Consider the following 17,394-nt stretch of genomic DNA (forward strand, 5'->3'; position numbering starts at 1 on the left):
GGCTGCGGTTAGGTTGTGGACATGGCCAAGGAGAAGTCTCCGGCGGTTGAGCTGGAGGTCGGCGAGCGGACGGTCCGGATCTCGAATCCGGACCGGGTGTACTTCCCTGCCCGCGGCGAAACCAAGCTGGACCTGGTCAACTACTACCTGTCCGTGGCCGACGGCATCGTCCGGGCACTGCGGGAGCGGCCGTGCATGCTGCACCGATTCCCCTCCGGAGTCTCCGGGGACAAGGTGCATCAGAAGCGCCTGCCGAACGGCGCACCGCCGTGGATGGAGACCGTGCAGGTCAAGTTCCCGCGGTACAACCGCACCGCCGACGAGCTGTGCGTCACCGAGATCGCCCACGTGGCCTGGGCCGTGCAGATGTCGACAGTCGAGTTCCACCCCTGGAACTCCCGTCGTACCGACACCGAGAAGCCCGACGAGTGGCGGATCGACCTCGACCCGATGCCCGACTGCCCCTTCGACCGGGTCCGCAGCGTCGCTCACGTCGTCCACGAGGTGCTCGACGACCTCGGCATCACGGGCTACCCGAAGACGTCCGGCGGTTCGGGGATCCACATCTACGTCCGGGTCGAGCCCGAGTACGGATTCGGCGACGTACGGCGGGCTGCGTTGGCCTTTGCGCGTGAGGTGGAGCGACGTGCCCCCGACGACGTGACCACCACCTGGTGGCGCAAGGATCGCGACCCCAAGAAACTCTTCGTGGACTACAACCAGAACGCCCGCGACCACACGATCGCCAGCGCCTACTCGGTCCGCGGCAACCCCGAAGGCACCGTCTCCACCCCCATCACGTGGGACGAGATCGACACCGTCGACCCCAAGTCCTTCACCATCGAAACCGTCCCCTCCCGCTTCGCCGACCTAGGCGACCTCCACGCCACCATCGACGACACGTCGTACAAACTGGCGCCCCTCCTGGAGTGGGCCGACCGCGACGAACGCGAAGGCGCCGAAGAACCCCCTCCCCCAGAGGACTAACCGGCCGACCCCGTACGGCGCTCGGTCGCTCGCCGCTCCACCTGCGGCCGGAGACGTATGCCTTGGTTGCTCGCCACTCCGACTGCGGTCGGAGACTTCGGCTTGTGGTTGCTCGCCGCTCCGACTGCGGCCGGAGACGTCGGCTTGTGGTTGCTCGCCACTCCGACTGCGGCCGGAGACGTGTCTTGAGGTCCTCGCCGCTGCGGCCGATTTACAGTGGCGCGTGGCTGGCGTCCGGCGTGGGGCTGAGGGGGATGGATCCGTCGGTGACCACGGTTCCCGTTGTCCGAGCTCCCGGGCTGTGGCTGAGGAGGCGGTGGTTCGGTCGGCGACCACGGTTCACGTTGCTTGAGCTTCCGGGCTTCGGTTGCGGCTGGTAGCGAGGAGGCCGGCAAAGTGACCCATCGTGGCGAACGCCCCCACAGGCCCTCACCGGCCATCCTCATTTGGTGGGTTCACCCATCAGCTTGTGGGTTCTGCACCCGCATGCGAGTCCAGAACCCACCACCTCGTGGGGTAACCCATCAGATGGCGGACGCCCGGGGTGCTTGGGATGCTGTCGCGCCTGGCGGCTTCGCTCAGTGGTGCATTTTCGTCACCGACTCCCTCAAACTCGGCAATTGACGCGCGCACCGGCTCGTCTGCTCGTTAAGCGTCAACTTTTCGGCGCATAGCGCCCAAAAGTTACCGACTAGCGCATGCCCCGGACATCAGCCACAACCCGGAAGCCCAACCAACGGGAACGCGGCCACCGACCGAACCACCGCCTCCTCAGCCACAACCCGGAAGCTCGGACAACGGGAACCGTGGTCACCGACGGATCCATCCCCCTCAGCCCCGCGCCGACACCAGCCGACCGCCACTGTAAATCGGCCGCAGCGGCGAGCAACCACAAGCCGACGTCTCCGGCCGCAGTCGGAATGGCGAGCAACCACCTCGCCGTACCGGCTCGGCCGCACCGAAACCGGCGGGCGACCATCACCCCGTACGGGCCACCAACCGCGGGCTTGAACAGGAACCGGTGGGCGGGAACAGGTCACAACTTGTCGAAGGGCACGATGTGGGGTGCAAGCCCACGACGAGTCCAGGTGAAGTGCGGTGGCGAGCAACCACTCGGCGCCGTACTGGCGCAGCCGCGCCCAGCCCGGAGAGGCGAGCGCAGGCGGACCGCCCCCACTCACCAACCTCCTGAACGGCCCAGTTCGTCACCATGTTCAGGCGGGAGGACCGCGGCGTACAGGTAGTTGGTGAGTGTTAGCGGTCCGCGGACCCGGCTAGGCCGTGGTGGAGGAGGTCGGTGAGGAGGTCGATGGCGACTTCCGGGGCGATGGTTTGGCCGTTGGCGGGGTTCACGACGAGCCAGGTGTAGGCGAAGCCTTCGAGCAGGGCGTTCATCGCGGTGATGACCGCGGCGGGATCGGCTGGTGGGTTCGGGAGCTGCGCCAGGTGGCCGGTCATGTGGGCGTCGTCGTCGGCCATGATCCTCCGGAGGCGGCGGCCCAGGTCCGGGTCGAGCATGGCGGCCTGTTTCACGGCGATCATCTCCGGCAGGTGGTCCTGGTAGAACTGCCAGTACATCGCGACGTGCCAGCGGATCGCCGAGCGCTTGCTGAAGTCGTTGTCGTGCCCCGAGATGTCCAGGACGCGCTGGTCCGCGGCGGCGAGCATGTCCTTCAGCAGCGCCTCGAGCAGCTCTTCCTTGCCGGCGAAGTGGTTGTAGAACGAGCCTGTCGCGCGCCCCGCGGCCGCGGTGATGTCGGTGATCTTCGTGTTCAGGTATCCGCGCGCGGCGAACACCTCCCGGGCGGCCTGTTTCAGCGCGGCCTCGGTTCCCGCCGCCCGTTCCCGGCGGCTCGCGGTCTCCGTCACGCCTACCTCCTCGACACCGGCTCCTTGACACCGAACCCTAACCAGGTTCATGCTGAATCCAGATTCAGTGAATCATAATTCAGTCAAGGAGATCATCATGACCGTCCTCATCGCCGGCGCCGGACCGACCGGCCTCACCCTCGCCATTGACCTCGCCCGCCGCGGCCTCGCCGTCCGCATCGTCGACAAGGCGACCGAGTTCTTCACCGGATCCCGCGGCGACGGCCTGCAGCCGCGCACCCTCGAGGTGTTCGACGATCTCGGCGTCGTGGACGAAGTCATCCGCCATGGCATCGACGGATCGACGGTCCACATCCACCTGGACGGCGTCGAGGTGGGCCAGCGCCAGATGCGGGAGCTCGTCGAGCCCACGGCCGACATCCCCTACCCGAACGGGCGCATGCTCGCGCAGTCGCGCACCGAAGAAATCCTGCGCAGCAAACTGGCCGAGTACGGCGTCCAGGTCGAGCTCGCCACGGCGATCGTCGGGTTCACCCAGGACGCGACCGGCGTCACCGCCGAACTGTCGACCGGCGAGACCGTCCGGGCGACCTACCTGGTCGGGGCCGACGGCGGCGCCAGCTTCGTCCGCAAGCACCTCGGGATCGCCTTCGAGGGCACGACGGACGAGTCGATCAAGGTGCTGATCGGCGACGTCTCCGCCGACGGACTCGACCACGACAAGTCGTACTGGTTCGCCCACCGGGAGAACCCGATGCAGGGCATCGTGCTGATGCCGCTGTCCGGTGGCGACCAGTTCCAGCTCGCCTCACCGATCGTCGAGGAGCACCGGGAGCCGAGCCTCGAGGTCCTCCAGGACCTGATGGACACCTACGCCGGCCCCGGCTTCGCCAAGCTGCGCGACCTGACCTGGGTCACCGTCTGGCGCCCGAACGTCCGGCTCGCCGAACGCTTCCGGGTCGGCCGGGTCTTCATCGCCGGCGACGCCGCGCACGTGCACCCGCCGACCGGCGGCCAGGGCCTGAACACCGGGATCGGGGATGCCTACAACCTCGGCTGGAAACTCGCCGACGGCCGCGAGGAGATCCTGGCGACCTATGAGCCCGAACGCCGGACCAACGCGGCCCGCGTCCTCGGCATCAGCGAGGACCTGATGCAGAAGCACCTCGACGGCGACGAGTCGGCCCTCGACCGCGGCGAGAACACCCGCCAGCTCGACATCTCCTACCGCGACCGCACCGACACCCGCCCGATCACCTCCGGCGACCGCGCCCCCGACGCCGTACTGATCGATGCTGACGGCAACGAGCTGCGCTTGTTCGACCTCTTCCGCGGACCCCACGAAACCCTCCTCCGCTTCGCCCCTACCACCCCGGCCACCCACCCGCACACCGTCGACTTCGGCCCCGGCGCCTACACCTCCCCCACCGCCTACGCCGCCTACCACGCGGCCGACGGCGACGAGATCCTCATCCGCCCCGACGGCTACCTCGCCTGATTTCCCTGCAGAACGACAGGAGGTAGTCGTATACGTAGCTGCAGCGGCCCCAGCGTCGTCGCAGACGTATACGCCCTGTCGTTGCGCAGATCGCCCGCGGCCGAGGCCTCAGCAGATGTGGGTGATCTGCTCCTGGATGGTGAATTCGAGGCCGTCGGCCGCGACGAGGTAGACGTCCTGGTCGACCAGGTTCCCGTCGAGCCGCATCAGGCCGCGTGGGCTGTCGTAGAAATGACCGCTCCGCAATGCCGCCACCGAGCCGATGTCGATCGAGCCCGCGACCTCACCGAGGCGAGCCAGGAAGCGAATCGCCTCGTAGCAGGACTCACCCACCGCGTTCAGCGCCGGCGCGAACGGCCCGAACCGGGCGTAGTAGGTCCGCGCGAACTCACCACTCTCGACCGTATGCGGACCATCGAAGTACGCCGCCGCCGCGAACAATCCGTCGTTGGCACCAGCACCGGCGCCGAGGAGCGTGTTCTCCTCGATCGCCGGGCTGAGCCGGAGGAGCCGATCACTCAGCCCGGCCCGGGCGAACTGACGGTTGAAGTGCACCGCATCCTGTCCCATCAGCAGCATGATCACGCCGTCGGCCGGCGTCGTCCGCAGCTCATCCAGTACGCCGCGGAAGTCCGACGTACCGAGCGGAACATAGGCAGAGTGGATGATCTCGGAACCCTTGTCCTGCAAGGCCTCTCGGGCCACTGAGCCGGTCACGCGGGGATAGACATAATCGTTGCCTACGACAACCCATCGACGCGCACCATGGTGTTCACGCAACCAGGCCGCTGCCGGGAGCAACTGATTGACCGGACGCTCTCCCAACAGGAACACTCCGGGCGTATCGTCGCCGCCCTCGTGCATCGCGGCGAACGCATAGACGACCCGCCCGCCGATCCGCCGCGCGAGCGCGACCCGGACCGCGGAGATGTGCCAGCCCGCGACCGCATCGACGCGGCCGCTGTCCACGAGCCGCCCGACCTCGTCCGCGACCGCCTCCGGCGCGCGGCCGGCATCGACGTACACGAGCTCTATCTGTCGCCCGGCGATGCCGTTGCAGGCGTTGAGCTGCTCGACTGCGAGTTGACCGCACGCGAGGCAGGAGGGTCCGTAGAGGCCGGTCGGGCCTTGCCGGGGAACGACGAAGGCGATCGAGACCACGTCCGTACGGCGCACTGTTACCTCCAGCGTTCAGTGTGACCGAATCGGAGGCGGAACTTCGAGCGAAGAGCTATATTTCCCACCACGTAGACCGAGGGGGTGCCGTGCCGACCAGTTTGCTCCTACTGCTCAAGCGCGCCGAGCGCCGGATCGAGCTCGGTCTGCAGGAGCTGCTCGACGAGTTCGAGCTGACGATCGAGCAGTGGCGGATCATGGCTGCGCTGCACGAGGAACCGGGCCAGCCGATGTCGGTGCTGGCCGAGGCCGCCGTACTGCCTGCTGCCAGCCTGACGCGGCATGTGGACAAGCTGGTCGAGCGCGGGCTGATCTTGCGCCGGGTCCACGCGGCCGACAAACGCCGGATCGTCGCCGCGCTGTCGCCGGTCGGGTCCACGGTCGCGGCGCGGCTGAGCGCCGTACAGCGGGAGCTTGAGGCTGAGCTCGCGGATTACTTCCAGATGGAAATACACGAACGTAGCGGATCGGCAACACGGCGGTAACACGCGCTTCCTAGGTTCCTTCCATTCGGGTGCATCCCCTGCCGGCAGCGTCGCCGGGCCACCGGAGCACCACTCGCCCGAAGGTGCCGCCAGGAGTTCCGCCATGTCTGTTGAACCCTCGCTCGACCATCGCAGCACTGTCGAACCGACCCAGTCGGCCGCGACCCGCGAGACCCTTGAGGACTACACGCTGCGGTTCGCGCCGCGCAGCTACCGCCGCTGGTCGACCGGCGTCGTCGCCGTCTCCGCGCTCGGCGGGATCGCCTACCTGGCCGACTTCGCGATCGGCGCGAACATCGGCATCTCGTACGGCACCACGAACGCACTGTGGGGCATCGGCATCTTCGCGGTGGTGATCTTCGCGACCGGTCTGCCGCTCGCGTACTACGCCGCCCGGTACAACATCGACCTCGACCTGATCACCCGCGGCAGCGGCTTCGGGTACTACGGCTCGGTCGTCACGAACGTCATCTTCGCGTCGTTCACGTTCATCTTCTTCGCGCTCGAAGGCTCGATCATGGCGCAGGGTCTGCAGTTGGGGCTCGGCATCCCGGTGTGGATCGGGTACGCCGTTTCCACACTGGTGATCTTCCCGCTGGTGATCTACGGGATGAAGGTGCTGTCGACGCTGCAGGTCTGGACGACGCCGCTCTGGCTGATCCTGATGGTGCTGCCGTTCGTGTATCTGGTCGTGTCGCACCCGGACTCGGTCTCGACGTTCCTCGACTACGGGCCGGATGCGAACTTCGGCTCGATGCTGCTCGCGGCCGGTGTCTGCCTGTCACTGATCGCGCAGATCGCCGAGCAGATCGACTACCTGCGCTTCATGCCGCCGAAGACGCCCGAGAACTCGCGCCGCTGGTGGACCGCCATGCTGCTGGCCGGCCCGGGCTGGGTCATCTTCGGTGCGCTGAAGCAGGTCATCGGATTGTTCCTGGCGGTCTATGTGATTGCTCAGGTCGACGGCGGGGCGGCGATCGCGAACCAGCCGGTGCATCAGTTCCTCGAGATCTACCGCGGGTTCCTGCCGGGGTGGCTCGCGATGACGCTGGCCGTCGTACTGGTCGTGATCAGTCAGGTGAAGATCAACGTGACGAACGCGTACTCGGGTTCGCTGGCGTGGACCAACTCGTACACGCGGTTGACCCGGCACTACCCGGGCCGGCTGGTGTTCCTGGCCGTCAACCTGTTGATCGCGCTGGTACTGATGGAGGCGAACATGTTCGACTTCCTCAACACGATCCTCGGGTTCTACGCGAACTGCGGGATGGCGTGGATCGTGGTCGTTGCCTCTGACATCGTCTTCAACAAGTACCTGCTGAAGCTGTCGCCGCTGCACCCCGAGTTCCGGCGGGGCATGCTGTACGCCGTCAACCCGGTCGGGTTCGTCTCGATGGGTGTCGCTGCCGGGGTGTCGATCCTGGTGTTCTTCGGTGGGCTCGGTGAGGGGATCAGGCCGTACTCGCCGCTGGTCGCGATCGGGCTTGCCCTCGTCCTGCCTCCGGTGCTGGCGGTGGCGACTCGCGGTAAGTTCTACTTACGCCGTACCGACGATGGACTCGACCTGCCCATGTACGACGACCACGGCAACCCGTCCGGCGACGTACTGACGTGTCATGTCTGCCGCCAGGACTACGAGCGCCCCGACATGGCCGCCTGCCTCACCCACGACGCCGCCGTCTGCTCCCTGTGCCTGAGCACCGACAAGGTCGCCGACCACGTCCTACCATCGCAATCATGAACTTCACCCCCTCCGACGTGGAGAAGCTCCTCCTCTCCGTGGCCGGCATGGTCGCCCGCGACCGGCTGGCCCGGGGAGTCCTCCTCAACCACCCCGAGGCGGTCGCGTTGCTGAGCACGTGGGTGATCGAACGCGCCCGCGAAGGCGCCGCCGTCGCCGACCTCATGCACACCGGCCGCGAGGTCCTGAGCCGAGACCAGGTCATGCCCGGCGTCGCCGAACTCCTCCACGACGTCCAGATCGAAGCCACCTTCCCCGACGGCCGCAAACTCGTCACTATCCACAACCCCATCATTTAAGGCGGCCCCGATGACAGAGCCGAGTAGACTTAGTCAGGAAGAGCAGGGGACGCAGACACCGCCGCCCGGCCCCGGTGCCCTGCGGATCCGGCCCGGCACCATCGTTCTCAACGCGGATCGCACTCCGGATGAGCGTTTGCGGCTGGTGATCGTGAACACCGGCGACCGCCCCGTCCAGATCGGCTCCCACCTGCACCTCCCCGACGCCAACACCGCCCTCGCCTTCGACCGCGAGGCCGCCGCCGGCTTCCGCCTGGACATCCCCTCCGGTACGTCGCAACGCTTCGAGCCCGGCGCATCCCGCGAGGTCAACCTGGTCGCCCTCAAAGGCGCCCGCCACGTCCCCGGAATCCAGGTGAAGCGAGATGCGTGAGATCACGCCCGCGGTCGCACCTCAGGCGTCTACGTCGGCCACTCACCGGACCTGGCCTGCCCCGACCATCACCGCGGGCCGCGCCGGACGCCCGGCACACACGAGTGAGGTCGTACAAGACGCGATCCGAGTCGATCGGCACCACACGCGAACGGCAGACGCGACCGCACGTCCGGGTGACCGGGAGGGAGATCCGGCGCCCGCGACCCCCTCGCCGACCCCCACCAGCAGCCACCGCATGGTCGCTGGAGGCGCTGGTTCCTTCTCCGGCACACGGGAGAGAGGTCTAGGACCGGAGACTCCGTCGGCGACCTACACCAGCAGCCACCGCGAGATCGTCGCAGGCGCTGGTTTCTTCCTCGGCGCCCCGCGTCCGGCTCAGGACATTTTGCGAGTCGATCGTCTCCGCGCGGCCGGAGGCGCCTCGTTCGTGGGGACGTGCGCCGGGTTGGATCGTGGACCTCGGCGACGGACGATCGCAAGAGCTGCTGAGTGCATGAGGCGGGTGTCGCACCGTGGTTGAGATTTCTCGGTCGGCTTATGCGGCGTTGTACGGGCCGACGGTGGGGGATCAGGTTCGGCTGGCTGATACGGATCTGTGGATCGAGGTGGAGGAGGACCGGACTGTTGGGGGTGAGGAGGTTGTGTTCGGGGGCGGGAAGTCGATCCGGGAGTCGATGGCTCAGGGGACGGCTACTCGGGCGGAGGGTGCGCCGGACACGGTCATCACCAATGTGGTGGTGCTGGACTGGTGGGGGATCGTTCGTGCTGATGTGGGGATTCGGGATGGGCGGATCGTTGCGTTGGGGCGGGCGGGGAACCCGGATATCGCGGACGGCGTGCATCCGGCGTTGCGGATCGGGCCGTCGACGGATGTGATCGCGGGTGAGGGACGGATCCTCACGGCGGGCGCGTTCGACTCGCACGTGCACCTGTTGTCGCCGTCGCAACTGCATGAGGCGCTGGCGACTGGGATCACGACGGTGGCGGGCGGTGGGACCGGGCCGAGCGAGGGCTCGAAGGCGACGACCGTGACGCCGGGTGCGTGGCACCTCGAGCAGATGCACCGGAGTCTGGACGCGTACCCGCTCAACGTTCTCCTGCTGGGCAAGGGAAACACGGTCAGCGCGGAGGCGCTCGCCGAGCAGGCGCTGGCCGGCGCGGCCGGGTACAAGGTGCATGAGGACTGGGGTTCGACACCGGCGGCGATCGACACCGCGTTGCGCGCGGCCGACGACTGGGGGCTGCAGGTCGCCCTGCATGCGGACAGCCTGAACGAGGCAGGGTTCGTCGAATCGACGCTCGGCGCGATCGCGGGCCGGTCGATCCACGCGTTCCACGTGGAGGGGGCCGGTGGTGGTCACGCGCCGGACATCCTGTCGATCGCGGCGTACCCGCATGTCATCCCTGGCTCGACCAACCCCACGCTGCCGCACACGGTGAACACAGTCGCCGAACACCTCGACATGCTGATGGTCTGCCATCATCTGAGCCCCGACGTACCGGAGGATCTCGCGTTCGCCGAGTCGCGGATCCGCGCGACCACGATCGCGGCCGAGGACATCCTGCACGACCTGGGCGCGTTGTCGATCACGTCGTCGGACGCGCAGGCGATGGGCCGGATCGGCGAGGTGATCACGCGGACCTGGCAGGTCGCGCACGTGATGAAGCACCGGCGTGGTGCCCTCGACGGTGGGTTGCCGGCCGACAACGAGCGGGCCCGGCGGTATGTCGCCAAGTACACGATCAACCCGGCCATTGCCCACGGCATCGATCACGAGATCGGTTCGGTGGAGGTCGGGAAGCTGGCGGATCTGGTGCTGTGGGATCCCCAGTACTTCGGGGTCCGGCCGCGCCTGGTGATCAAGGGCGGCGCGATCGCGTGGGCCGCGCTGGGTGATCCGAACGCGTCGATCCCGACCCCGCAGCCGGTGCTGATGCGGCCGTCGTTCGGGGACGCGATCGGCGCGGACCTGTCGGTGACGTTCGTATCGCCGGCGGCGCTGGACGACGGGCTGGCCGGCCGACTCGGGTTGCGTCGGCGGTTGGCCGGCGTACGGCCGACGCGCGAGATCGGGAAGGCGGACATGAAGAACAACTCCGCGCTGCCGACGATCGACATCGACCCGGAGACGTTCGCGATCGCGGTCGACGGCGACCCCGTCGAGCCCTCCCCCGCCGCGGTCCTCCCGCTCGCCCAGCTCTACGCGATGTTCTGATGAACACCCTCGCATTACCCAGCACCAGCCGGTACGGCGGAAGTCGGGCGACTCGCCGATCACGCGGACCGGTCGATCCGGGCCGGCGCGGAGGCCGCGGTCGGCGCGTCACCACCTGCGAAGCGCCAGCCGTCCTTGGGGTGGTCGGGTGAGCTCGCCCGAGGTTGTCGCGTTGATGCTGGCGGACGGGCGGCTGCCCACCGGCGGTCACACGCAGTCGGCGGGACTCGAGCCGGCCGTCCGCGCGGGATTAGGTGCCGACGGCAAGCAGTTGGCCGACGTCGGCGAGTACGCCCGCGACCGCCTCCGGACGGTCGCCCGCACCGAGGCCGCGGTCGCCGTACTGGCTCGGCACAACCCGGACCGTCAGGCCCTCACAGAACTCGAGACAGCGTGGGCGGCGCGGACACCCAGCCGCGCGTTGCGGACCGCGTCGCGACGTCAGGGCCGGGCGTATCTGCGGTTGGCCGAGCGGGTCTGGCCCGACGTACTGAACCACCTCCCCAGAGACAGCGAGATCGCGCGCCCGCTCGTCATCGGCGTGATTGGCGCCGTCACCGGGCTGTCAGCGGAGCAGGTCGCGCGGCTGGTCGCGTACGACGACGCGCAGACCGTGATCGCGGCCTCGCTCAAGCTCCTGCCCGGAGACCCAGCCATCGCAGTCACCTGGCTCGCGGCGTTGCACGACGACATCGAACGGCTCGTCAGCGACGTCGCGCCGCTGACCGACATCGAGAAGATCCCCTCCGGCGGCGCACCGCTGATCGACCAGTTCGCGGAGCAGCATGCCATCGAAAGAATGAGGTTGTTCCATGCCTGACACCACGACCCGTTCGTTCCGGCTCGGCGTCGCCGGACCGGTCGGTACCGGGAAGAGCTCGCTGATCGCGACCATCTGCCGCGAACTCGCCGACGAACTCCGCCTCGGCGTCATCACCAACGACATCTACACCGACGAGGACGCCCGCCTGCTCCGTTCGGCCGGCGTACTCGACCCCGAGCGCATCCGCGCCGTCGAGACCGGGGCCTGCCCGCACACCGCCATCCGCGACGACGTCACGCCGAACCTGATCGCCGTCGAGGATCTCGAACGCGACTTCGCCCCACTGGACGTCGTACTGGTCGAGTCCGGCGGCGACAACCTGACCGCGACCTTCTCCCCCGCCCTGGTCGACGCGCAGATCTTCGTGCTCGACGTGGCCGGCGGCGGTGACGTCGCGCGCAAGGGCGGCCCGGGCATCGCGCGCGCCGACCTGCTGGTGGTCAACAAGACCGACCTCGCCCAGTACGTCGGCGTCGACGTCGAGCAGATGGTGAAAGACGCCGAGGCCGCGCGCGGCGGAAAGCCGGTCCTCGCGCTCTCCCGGCATGACCCGGCGTCGGTGGCCGGCCTGAAGGAGTGGGTGCTGGCGATGACCAAGGTCGTCCGCGACGGCGGCCACACCCCGGTCGACCCCGGCCCGATGGCACCGCACTCCCACATCGACGAGAACGGCGTCATGATCTCGCACACCCATGCCCACTCGCATTGAGGTCGCCGCTGATCCGGTTCGCGACCGCTGTGTGCTGATCACGGATCACCTGTCGCCGCGTCGACTCCCCGGGCCGCCCGGCGTCGTACGGGTTGCCCTGGTGGCAGCCGGTGCGTTGCTGCTCGCCGGAGATCAGGTGCGGATCGAGGTCGTGGTGTCCGGCCCGATCCGCCTCGAGATCGTCGAGACGGCCGGGACGGTCGCGTACGCGATGCGGGGTTCGTCGGCGCGGTGGGACGTCGCGGTCGAGCTCACCGACGGCGCGAGCCTGCAGTGGTACGGCGAACCGTTCGTGGTCGCTGCCGACGCGGACGTCACCCGATCGACCACAGTGCGCCTGCAACGAGGCTGCACGGCCGAGATCCGCGAGTCGCTCGTCCTCGGCCGGTACGGCGAAGTCGGCGGCAGCCTGCAGACCCAGACCCGCGCGTGGGTCGGGTCGGAGCTGTTGCTCGCGGAGGACCTCGACCTCAGCCCGGAGAACCGCACCGGATGGGCGATCCTCGGCCGGTCCCGCTGCCTCGACACCGTGACCGCGCTCGGCCATCGCCTGACCGAGGCCCCGCACGTTTTGCAGCTGGAGGGTTGCGGCTCCATCGCCCGCCGGCTGGTGGACCAGCAACACGAGAGCGACCTGGGGCGGACCCCAGCCACCCACTAACCCTGTCGGAGACCGCTACGCCAGGCTCAGCTGAGCGTGGTAATCACCCGGTCGAGCGGGTTGGTCAGTGGTGGCGGTCCGCCCCATGCGCAAAGGGGGCGGCTGCGCGCCGGGGCGTTCTAGGATCGGCGGGTGCGCACACTTGATTCGGAGGCCGCGTTCGACCTGGCGGTTGAGCTGGCGACCAGTGGTGAACGACGGATCCTGGGCATCTGTGGAGCGCCGGCCGCGGGCAAGTCGACGTTCGCCGAGCACCTCGCCGCGCGGCTGACCGCTGCGGGACACAAGGTGGCCTTGGTGCCGATGGATGGGTACCACCTGGCGCAGTCCGTGCTCGAGGAGCTTGGGCTCGCGGAAGTCAAGGGCGCGCCGCACACCTTCGACGGCTACGGGTTTCTTGCCCTGCTCAAACGGCTGAAGGACGCACCGACCGAGCCGATCTGGGCACCGCGTTTCGATCGCGGGCTCGAGGATTCGATCGCCGCCAGCATCGGAGTCGCACCGGAGGTCAGCCTGGTCGTGACCGAAGGCAATTATCTGTTGCTCGATGAGATGCCGTGGGCAACTGTCCGCACGGTGCTCGACCAGTGCTGGTACGTCGAGGTACCCGAGGAGCTGAGGCACCAGCGACTCGAAGCTCGGCACATGCACTTCGGCCGCTCCAAGGAGGAGGCGCACGAGCGCACCTTCGGCAGCGACGAACGCAACGCCCAGCTGATCGCGGCGACGGCGAAGTCGGCGGACGCGATCGTCCAGCTCAGCTGAGCCAATCACTCCACTGCTTGAAACGGCACGGAGGTTTCTGACCGGGATACCGGTCGGAAACAACGGCATCTGCACACTGTTCGCTGCCCCGGAAGCGGACCCGCCGTTGAGCGCACGAAACGCACCGCTCAGCGGACAGTGTTTCGGGAACGAGCGAAATAGTTCGGACATGACCCCGGGAGGTTGTTACTGTCCAGGTCCCCCCCAACGTGTGGAGGTCCCACTCCCCCCGGGACCCACACGGACAAGCGCCCCGGTCATCGACCGGGGCGCTTCGTTTTCCCGGCAAACTTTCCGAGCGGTGGTGTCAATTCCCGGGGCGCTGGTTCGACGTATCAGTAAGAGCAACCAGAGGAGAGGGTCAGGATGAACGCCACCACCACCATGATCATCACCATGCTGGCCGAGGGGAACCCGGTCTGGTACGTCGCAGCAATGGTGAACATGCGCAGCCACGACGTCTACGAGATCGGTCTCGCCGCTGGTTACCCGGACAAGGCCAAGCTGCGGTGTGCACTGCTGACCGCTCGGCGTGCCGCATAGGCTGCCCATGTGGAGCCTGTGAGCGTTGTCGACTATCACACCGCTGGAGAGCCCTTCCGCATCGTCACTGACGGCGGTCCGGTCGTTCCTGGCTCCACAGTGGCCGAGAGGCGGCTCACAGCGCAGTCCACACCGGCTATCGACGCCGTACGGCAGTTGCTCGTGAATGAGCCGCGGGGGCATGCCGACATGTACGGGTGCTTCGTCGTACCGCCGGATGATGCAGGTGCGCATTTCGGCGTGCTGTTCTGGCACAAGGACGGTTACTCCACCGCCTGTGGGCACGGGACGATCGCCTTGGGCGTCTGGGCAGTGGAGAGCGGTCTGGTCCCCGCTGCGCCGGATGGCGTCACCGAGGTAGTGATCGACGTACCGTCCGGGCGCGTGGTGGCTCGGGTGACGTCCTCCGAGGTGACGTTCCAGAACGTGCCGTCGTACGTGCTGGCACGCTCAGTGCCCGTCGCCGGTGTCGTCGCAGACATCAGCTTCGGTGGAGCCTTCTACGCCTCTGTGTCCGCGGCCTCCGTCGGACTGGCCGTCATACCGGAGCACTACGCCGATCTGATCGCGATCGGCCGCCAGATCAAGTGGGCCCTGAACGACGTCGCCGTACACCCGACCGACCCGCGACTGAACGGCATCTACGGCACCATCCTGTACGACGACCTCGGGCCGCTGCACCAGCGCAACGTGACCGTCTTCGCCGACGGGCAGGTGGACCGCTCCCCCTGTGGCTCCGGCACATCAGCCCGGCTCGCGCTCCTGCACGCCGACGGCCTGCTGGGTGCCGGCCAGGTGCTGACACACGACTCCATCGTCGGTACGACGTTCCGCGGCCGCATCCTCTCCGAGACACCAGCCGGCGTCCTGACCGAGGTGTCCGGCCTGGCGCACCGGACTGGCACCAGCACGTTCACTCTCGACCCGCTCGACCCCCTCGGCACGGGCTTCACCCTGCGCTAACGTCAGACCCATGATCTTCATCACCGCGAAGTTCCGTGTGAAGCCCGAGTCCGCAGAGGACTGGCCGTCCATCGCCGCCGACTTCACCGCGGCCACCCGCGCCGAGCCCGGCTGCCTCTGGTACGACTGGTCCCGCTCCCTGGACGACCCGAACGAGTACGTCCTGGTCGAGGCCTTCGCCGACGACGACGCCGCCACGGCCCACGTCACCTCTGACCACTTCAAGGCGGCCCAGCGCGACCTCCCGCCGTACCTGGTCGAGACTCCGCGCATCGTCAACTTCAAGGTCCCCCAGGACGACTGGTCAGAGCTCGGCGAACTCGCCGTGAAGTAGCTCATGTCGATCGCGGGTACTCAGAGCTACGCGGGCGCTGACGTCCCTGAACTGGTCACTGCCGCAGTGCGCCTGGCCGTTGAGCTCGGGTTCACCTCGTCTTGCCGCCTCGAGCAGGGGCGGCTGCTGATGGCACTGGCAGCCGGAGCCGACAGCGTGATCGGCGAGACCGGCACGGGGTGCGGGGTCGGTCTCGCGTGGCTGGTGTGCGGCCGACGACCCGGCGTACGGATCGTGAGCGTCGAGCGCAACGCGGAGCAAGCCGCTCGGGTGCGACAGCTCTTCGCAGGAGTCGCCGACGTGGAGATCGTGACCGGCGACTGGTCTGTCATCGCCGACCGGGCGCCGTTCGACCTACTGGTGCTGGACGGCGGCGGGAGCCTCACGGATGGCTCAGGCACCGACCCCTCGCTCCTAGTGCGCCCCGGCGGCACCGTGGTCAACGACGACTTCACTCCGATGACCGAATGGCCGCCAATCCACGAAGGCGCCGTCGACGCCGAGCGACTCGCCTGGCTCACCCACCCCAACCTCCTGGCAACAGAACTCCGGCTAGCGCCAGACTTCTGCACCCTCGTCGCTACCCGCCGGCCCTAACGGCGGCCGCCTCGATGCGCGCGTAGTTGGCTTCCCACCAGGCCGCATCGTGGTCGGGCAGATTGGAGTTCCCCGGCAGCATGCCCGTCGCCCCGTCCAGGTTCTCCCGCAAGATGTCGGCGTGGCCCGCGTGGCGGCTGGTCTCGGCAAGCACATGGACGAGGATCGAGTGCAGAGTGACATCGGGGCTCCCCCACCAGGACACGTGCCCGCGCGCGTCGAGGGGTAGCGCGGCTATGGTCGCGTCGGCGTGGGCGCAAACACGGTGGTAGCGGTCGACGATCTCCGCGCGGGACTCGTGCTCGGTGGCCCAACTGTCGTCGTTCGGCTCAGCATCGTCTTCCCACCACGGCAGATGCTCCGGGAACGTCCGGTGGAAGGTGTCACCGAAGTACCTGGCCTCGACGATCGAGAGGTGCTTGACCAGACCGAGCAGGTTCGTGCCGGTGGGAGTCAGCGGCCGCCGGATCTGATACTCCGTGAGTCCGTCGAGCTTCCACTCCAATGCACTACGCGCCTCACGGAGGTAGTCCTGCAGCATCGTCTTCGGATCAGTCATGCGGACACCCTAGACACCGTGGAGGTAACCAGTGGTCCGGCTGACAGTCGCTTCGCTCAACACTCGCGGTATGCCGTTGCGCGGTTCGCGGCTTGGTGAGCGGTACGCCGCGATCGGTGCGGTGTTCGAGGCATCCGACGTCGACGTCGTGAACTTCCAAGAGGTGCTGACCTACTACCACTTCAGGCAGCTCGTTCGCGGGATGCCGTCGTACCGGTTCGTCAGCTTCCGCAGGTCAGTAGCTGGTCCAGCAGGTGGGCTGGTGACGCTCTCCCGTACGGCGATCGCCCGGACCACGTATGTGCACTTCCCACTGCCAGCCGCAGCTGATGTGGTCGGGCTTCCCCGCTCTTCGCGACTACAGGCACGGCTTAAGGGCGTGCTCGTCACACACCTCGCTGGTGTGGCTGTGCTCGACACTCACCTGCTGGCCAACTTCGACGGCGACTGGTCCGAAACGAACCGCTACTACCGCCTACAGCACCAGCAACTCACAACACTCGCCCACGCAGTCGCAGCCCTCGACAAGCCGGCCGTCATCACCGGCGACTTCAACATCGCCAGCAACAGCCCCCTCTTCCGCACCTTCATCCAGGAAACCGGCCTGCTCAACACCTTCGGCGACAACTGCCAGCCAACCTTCCACGAGGCCTACCTCAGACCCCGCCGCCCCGCCCACTGCATCGACTTCCTCCTCCTCTCCGCCCCATCAATCACCGTCAAAACAACACAGCTCACCTTCACCACCCCCCTCCCTATGCCAGGCGGCCCCGACTACCTCTCCGACCACCTCGGCCTACAAGCCACCCTCACCCTCTAGAGATCGGTCTGA

The 17,394-nt window shown here is 67.7% G+C and carries 19 protein-coding genes; 16 read left to right on the forward strand and 3 right to left on the reverse strand.

Going from position 1 to position 17,394, the window contains the following annotated elements:
- Positions 1 to 21: 21 nt before the first annotated feature.
- Positions 22 to 987, forward strand: coding sequence for a non-homologous end-joining DNA ligase (ligD, locus tag ACIA49_RS16930; protein ID WP_396378089.1), 966 nt, complete (start codon positions 22 to 24; stop codon positions 985 to 987).
- A 1,254-nt stretch (positions 988 to 2,241) separates the two neighbouring features.
- Here the strand turns inward: ligD and ACIA49_RS16935 are convergent.
- Positions 2,242 to 2,856 carry a TetR/AcrR family transcriptional regulator gene (locus ACIA49_RS16935; RefSeq protein WP_396378090.1) on the reverse strand — a complete coding sequence of 205 codons (615 nt, stop codon included), beginning with the start codon at positions 2,854 to 2,856 and terminating at the stop codon, positions 2,242 to 2,244.
- A 97-nt stretch (positions 2,857 to 2,953) separates the two neighbouring features.
- Between ACIA49_RS16935 and ACIA49_RS16940 the strand changes: the two genes are divergently transcribed.
- Positions 2,954 to 4,315 (forward strand): FAD-dependent monooxygenase, encoded by a 1,362-nt coding sequence (locus tag ACIA49_RS16940; RefSeq protein WP_396378091.1) that lies wholly within the window; start codon positions 2,954 to 2,956, stop codon positions 4,313 to 4,315.
- A gap of 108 nt (positions 4,316 to 4,423) precedes the next feature.
- On the opposite strand, the gene ACIA49_RS16945 is transcribed toward ACIA49_RS16940, so the two are convergent.
- Positions 4,424 to 5,491, reverse strand: a complete 1,068-nt coding sequence (locus tag ACIA49_RS16945; protein ID WP_396378092.1) for a substrate-binding domain-containing protein — start codon at positions 5,489 to 5,491, stop codon at positions 4,424 to 4,426.
- Between the two features lie 89 nt (positions 5,492 to 5,580).
- On the opposite strand from ACIA49_RS16945, the gene ACIA49_RS16950 reads away from it, so the two are divergent.
- The 13 genes from ACIA49_RS16950 (at position 5,581) to ACIA49_RS17010 (ending at position 16,003) form a co-directional block, all read left to right on the forward strand.
- Positions 5,581 to 5,976 (forward strand): MarR family winged helix-turn-helix transcriptional regulator, encoded by a 396-nt coding sequence (locus ACIA49_RS16950; protein WP_396378093.1) that lies wholly within the window; start codon positions 5,581 to 5,583, stop codon positions 5,974 to 5,976.
- Between the two features lie 103 nt (positions 5,977 to 6,079).
- Positions 6,080 to 7,717, forward strand: coding sequence for a purine-cytosine permease family protein (locus ACIA49_RS16955; protein WP_396378094.1), 1,638 nt, complete (start codon positions 6,080 to 6,082; stop codon positions 7,715 to 7,717).
- Complete coding sequence (locus ACIA49_RS16960; protein WP_396378095.1) at positions 7,714 to 8,016, forward strand: urease subunit gamma; 303 nt, start codon at positions 7,714 to 7,716, stop codon at positions 8,014 to 8,016. Before ACIA49_RS16955 ends, ACIA49_RS16960 begins: the two co-directional genes overlap by 4 nt.
- 10 nt (positions 8,017 to 8,026) lie before the next feature.
- Positions 8,027 to 8,389, forward strand: coding sequence for an urease subunit beta (gene ureB / locus ACIA49_RS16965; RefSeq protein ID WP_396378096.1), 363 nt, complete (start codon positions 8,027 to 8,029; stop codon positions 8,387 to 8,389).
- A gap of 515 nt (positions 8,390 to 8,904) precedes the next feature.
- A complete protein-coding gene (locus tag ACIA49_RS16970) occupies positions 8,905 to 10,608 on the forward strand; it encodes an urease subunit alpha (RefSeq protein WP_396378097.1) in 1,704 nt (567 codons plus the stop codon).
- 148 nt (positions 10,609 to 10,756) lie between these two features.
- Entirely contained in the window at positions 10,757 to 11,428 is a 672-nt protein-coding gene (locus ACIA49_RS16975; RefSeq protein ID WP_396378098.1) for an urease accessory protein UreF, read from the forward strand.
- Complete coding sequence (gene ureG / locus ACIA49_RS16980) at positions 11,421 to 12,140, forward strand: urease accessory protein UreG (RefSeq protein ID WP_396378099.1); 720 nt, start codon at positions 11,421 to 11,423, stop codon at positions 12,138 to 12,140. The genes ACIA49_RS16975 and ureG overlap by 8 nt, the downstream gene beginning before the upstream one ends.
- Entirely contained in the window at positions 12,124 to 12,801 is a 678-nt protein-coding gene (locus tag ACIA49_RS16985) for an urease accessory protein UreD (RefSeq protein ID WP_396378100.1), read from the forward strand. The genes ureG and ACIA49_RS16985 overlap by 17 nt, the downstream gene beginning before the upstream one ends.
- Positions 12,802 to 12,933: 132 nt before the next feature.
- Entirely contained in the window at positions 12,934 to 13,566 is a 633-nt protein-coding gene (locus tag ACIA49_RS16990) for a nucleoside/nucleotide kinase family protein (protein ID WP_396378101.1), read from the forward strand.
- Positions 13,567 to 13,932: 366 nt separating this feature from the next.
- Complete coding sequence (locus tag ACIA49_RS16995; protein WP_396378102.1) at positions 13,933 to 14,109, forward strand: hypothetical protein; 177 nt, start codon at positions 13,933 to 13,935, stop codon at positions 14,107 to 14,109.
- Positions 14,110 to 14,118: 9 nt separating this feature from the next.
- Complete coding sequence (locus tag ACIA49_RS17000) at positions 14,119 to 15,072, forward strand: proline racemase family protein (RefSeq protein WP_396378103.1); 954 nt, start codon at positions 14,119 to 14,121, stop codon at positions 15,070 to 15,072.
- Positions 15,073 to 15,082: 10 nt separating this feature from the next.
- Entirely contained in the window at positions 15,083 to 15,406 is a 324-nt protein-coding gene (locus ACIA49_RS17005; protein WP_396378104.1) for a putative quinol monooxygenase, read from the forward strand.
- A 3-nt stretch (positions 15,407 to 15,409) separates the two neighbouring features.
- Complete coding sequence (locus ACIA49_RS17010) at positions 15,410 to 16,003, forward strand: O-methyltransferase (RefSeq protein WP_396378105.1); 594 nt, start codon at positions 15,410 to 15,412, stop codon at positions 16,001 to 16,003.
- Here the strand turns inward: ACIA49_RS17010 and ACIA49_RS17015 are convergent.
- On the reverse strand, positions 15,987 to 16,562 hold the full coding sequence (locus ACIA49_RS17015; protein ID WP_396378106.1) for a DinB family protein: 576 nt from the start codon (positions 16,560 to 16,562) through the stop codon (positions 15,987 to 15,989). The genes ACIA49_RS17010 and ACIA49_RS17015 overlap by 17 nt on opposite strands.
- Positions 16,563 to 16,593: 31 nt before the next feature.
- On the opposite strand from ACIA49_RS17015, the gene ACIA49_RS17020 reads away from it, so the two are divergent.
- The gene (locus ACIA49_RS17020; RefSeq protein WP_396378107.1) at positions 16,594 to 17,382 is read left to right on the forward strand and encodes an endonuclease/exonuclease/phosphatase family protein; all 789 of its coding nucleotides are present in this window, start codon (positions 16,594 to 16,596) and stop codon (positions 17,380 to 17,382) included.
- Positions 17,383 to 17,394: the final 12 nt, after the last annotated feature.

It is taken from the genome of Kribbella sp. NPDC051587 (assembly GCF_044453945.1).
Taxonomy (GTDB): domain Bacteria; phylum Actinomycetota; class Actinomycetes; order Propionibacteriales; family Kribbellaceae; genus Kribbella.

Bases quoted from the DNA above. Each gene is read 5' to 3' on its own strand.
- ligD (WP_396378089.1), top strand. From the start codon at position 22: ATGGCCAAGGAGAAGTCTCCGGCGGTTGAGCTGGAGGTCGGCGAGCGG.
- ACIA49_RS16940 (WP_396378091.1), top strand. From the start codon at position 2,954: ATGACCGTCCTCATCGCCGGCGCCGGACCGACCGGCCTCACCCTCGCC.
- ACIA49_RS16955 (WP_396378094.1), top strand. From the start codon at position 6,080: ATGTCTGTTGAACCCTCGCTCGACCATCGCAGCACTGTCGAACCGACC.
- ACIA49_RS16960 (WP_396378095.1), top strand. From the start codon at position 7,714: ATGAACTTCACCCCCTCCGACGTGGAGAAGCTCCTCCTCTCCGTGGCC.
- ureB (WP_396378096.1), top strand. From the start codon at position 8,027: ATGACAGAGCCGAGTAGACTTAGTCAGGAAGAGCAGGGGACGCAGACA.
- ureG (WP_396378099.1), top strand. From the start codon at position 11,421: ATGCCTGACACCACGACCCGTTCGTTCCGGCTCGGCGTCGCCGGACCG.
- ACIA49_RS16985 (WP_396378100.1), top strand. From the start codon at position 12,124: ATGCCCACTCGCATTGAGGTCGCCGCTGATCCGGTTCGCGACCGCTGT.
- ACIA49_RS16995 (WP_396378102.1), top strand. From the start codon at position 13,933: ATGAACGCCACCACCACCATGATCATCACCATGCTGGCCGAGGGGAAC.
- ACIA49_RS17005 (WP_396378104.1), top strand. From the start codon at position 15,083: ATGATCTTCATCACCGCGAAGTTCCGTGTGAAGCCCGAGTCCGCAGAG.
- ACIA49_RS17010 (WP_396378105.1), top strand. From the start codon at position 15,410: ATGTCGATCGCGGGTACTCAGAGCTACGCGGGCGCTGACGTCCCTGAA.
- ACIA49_RS17015 (WP_396378106.1), bottom strand. From the start codon at position 16,562: ATGACTGATCCGAAGACGATGCTGCAGGACTACCTCCGTGAGGCGCGT.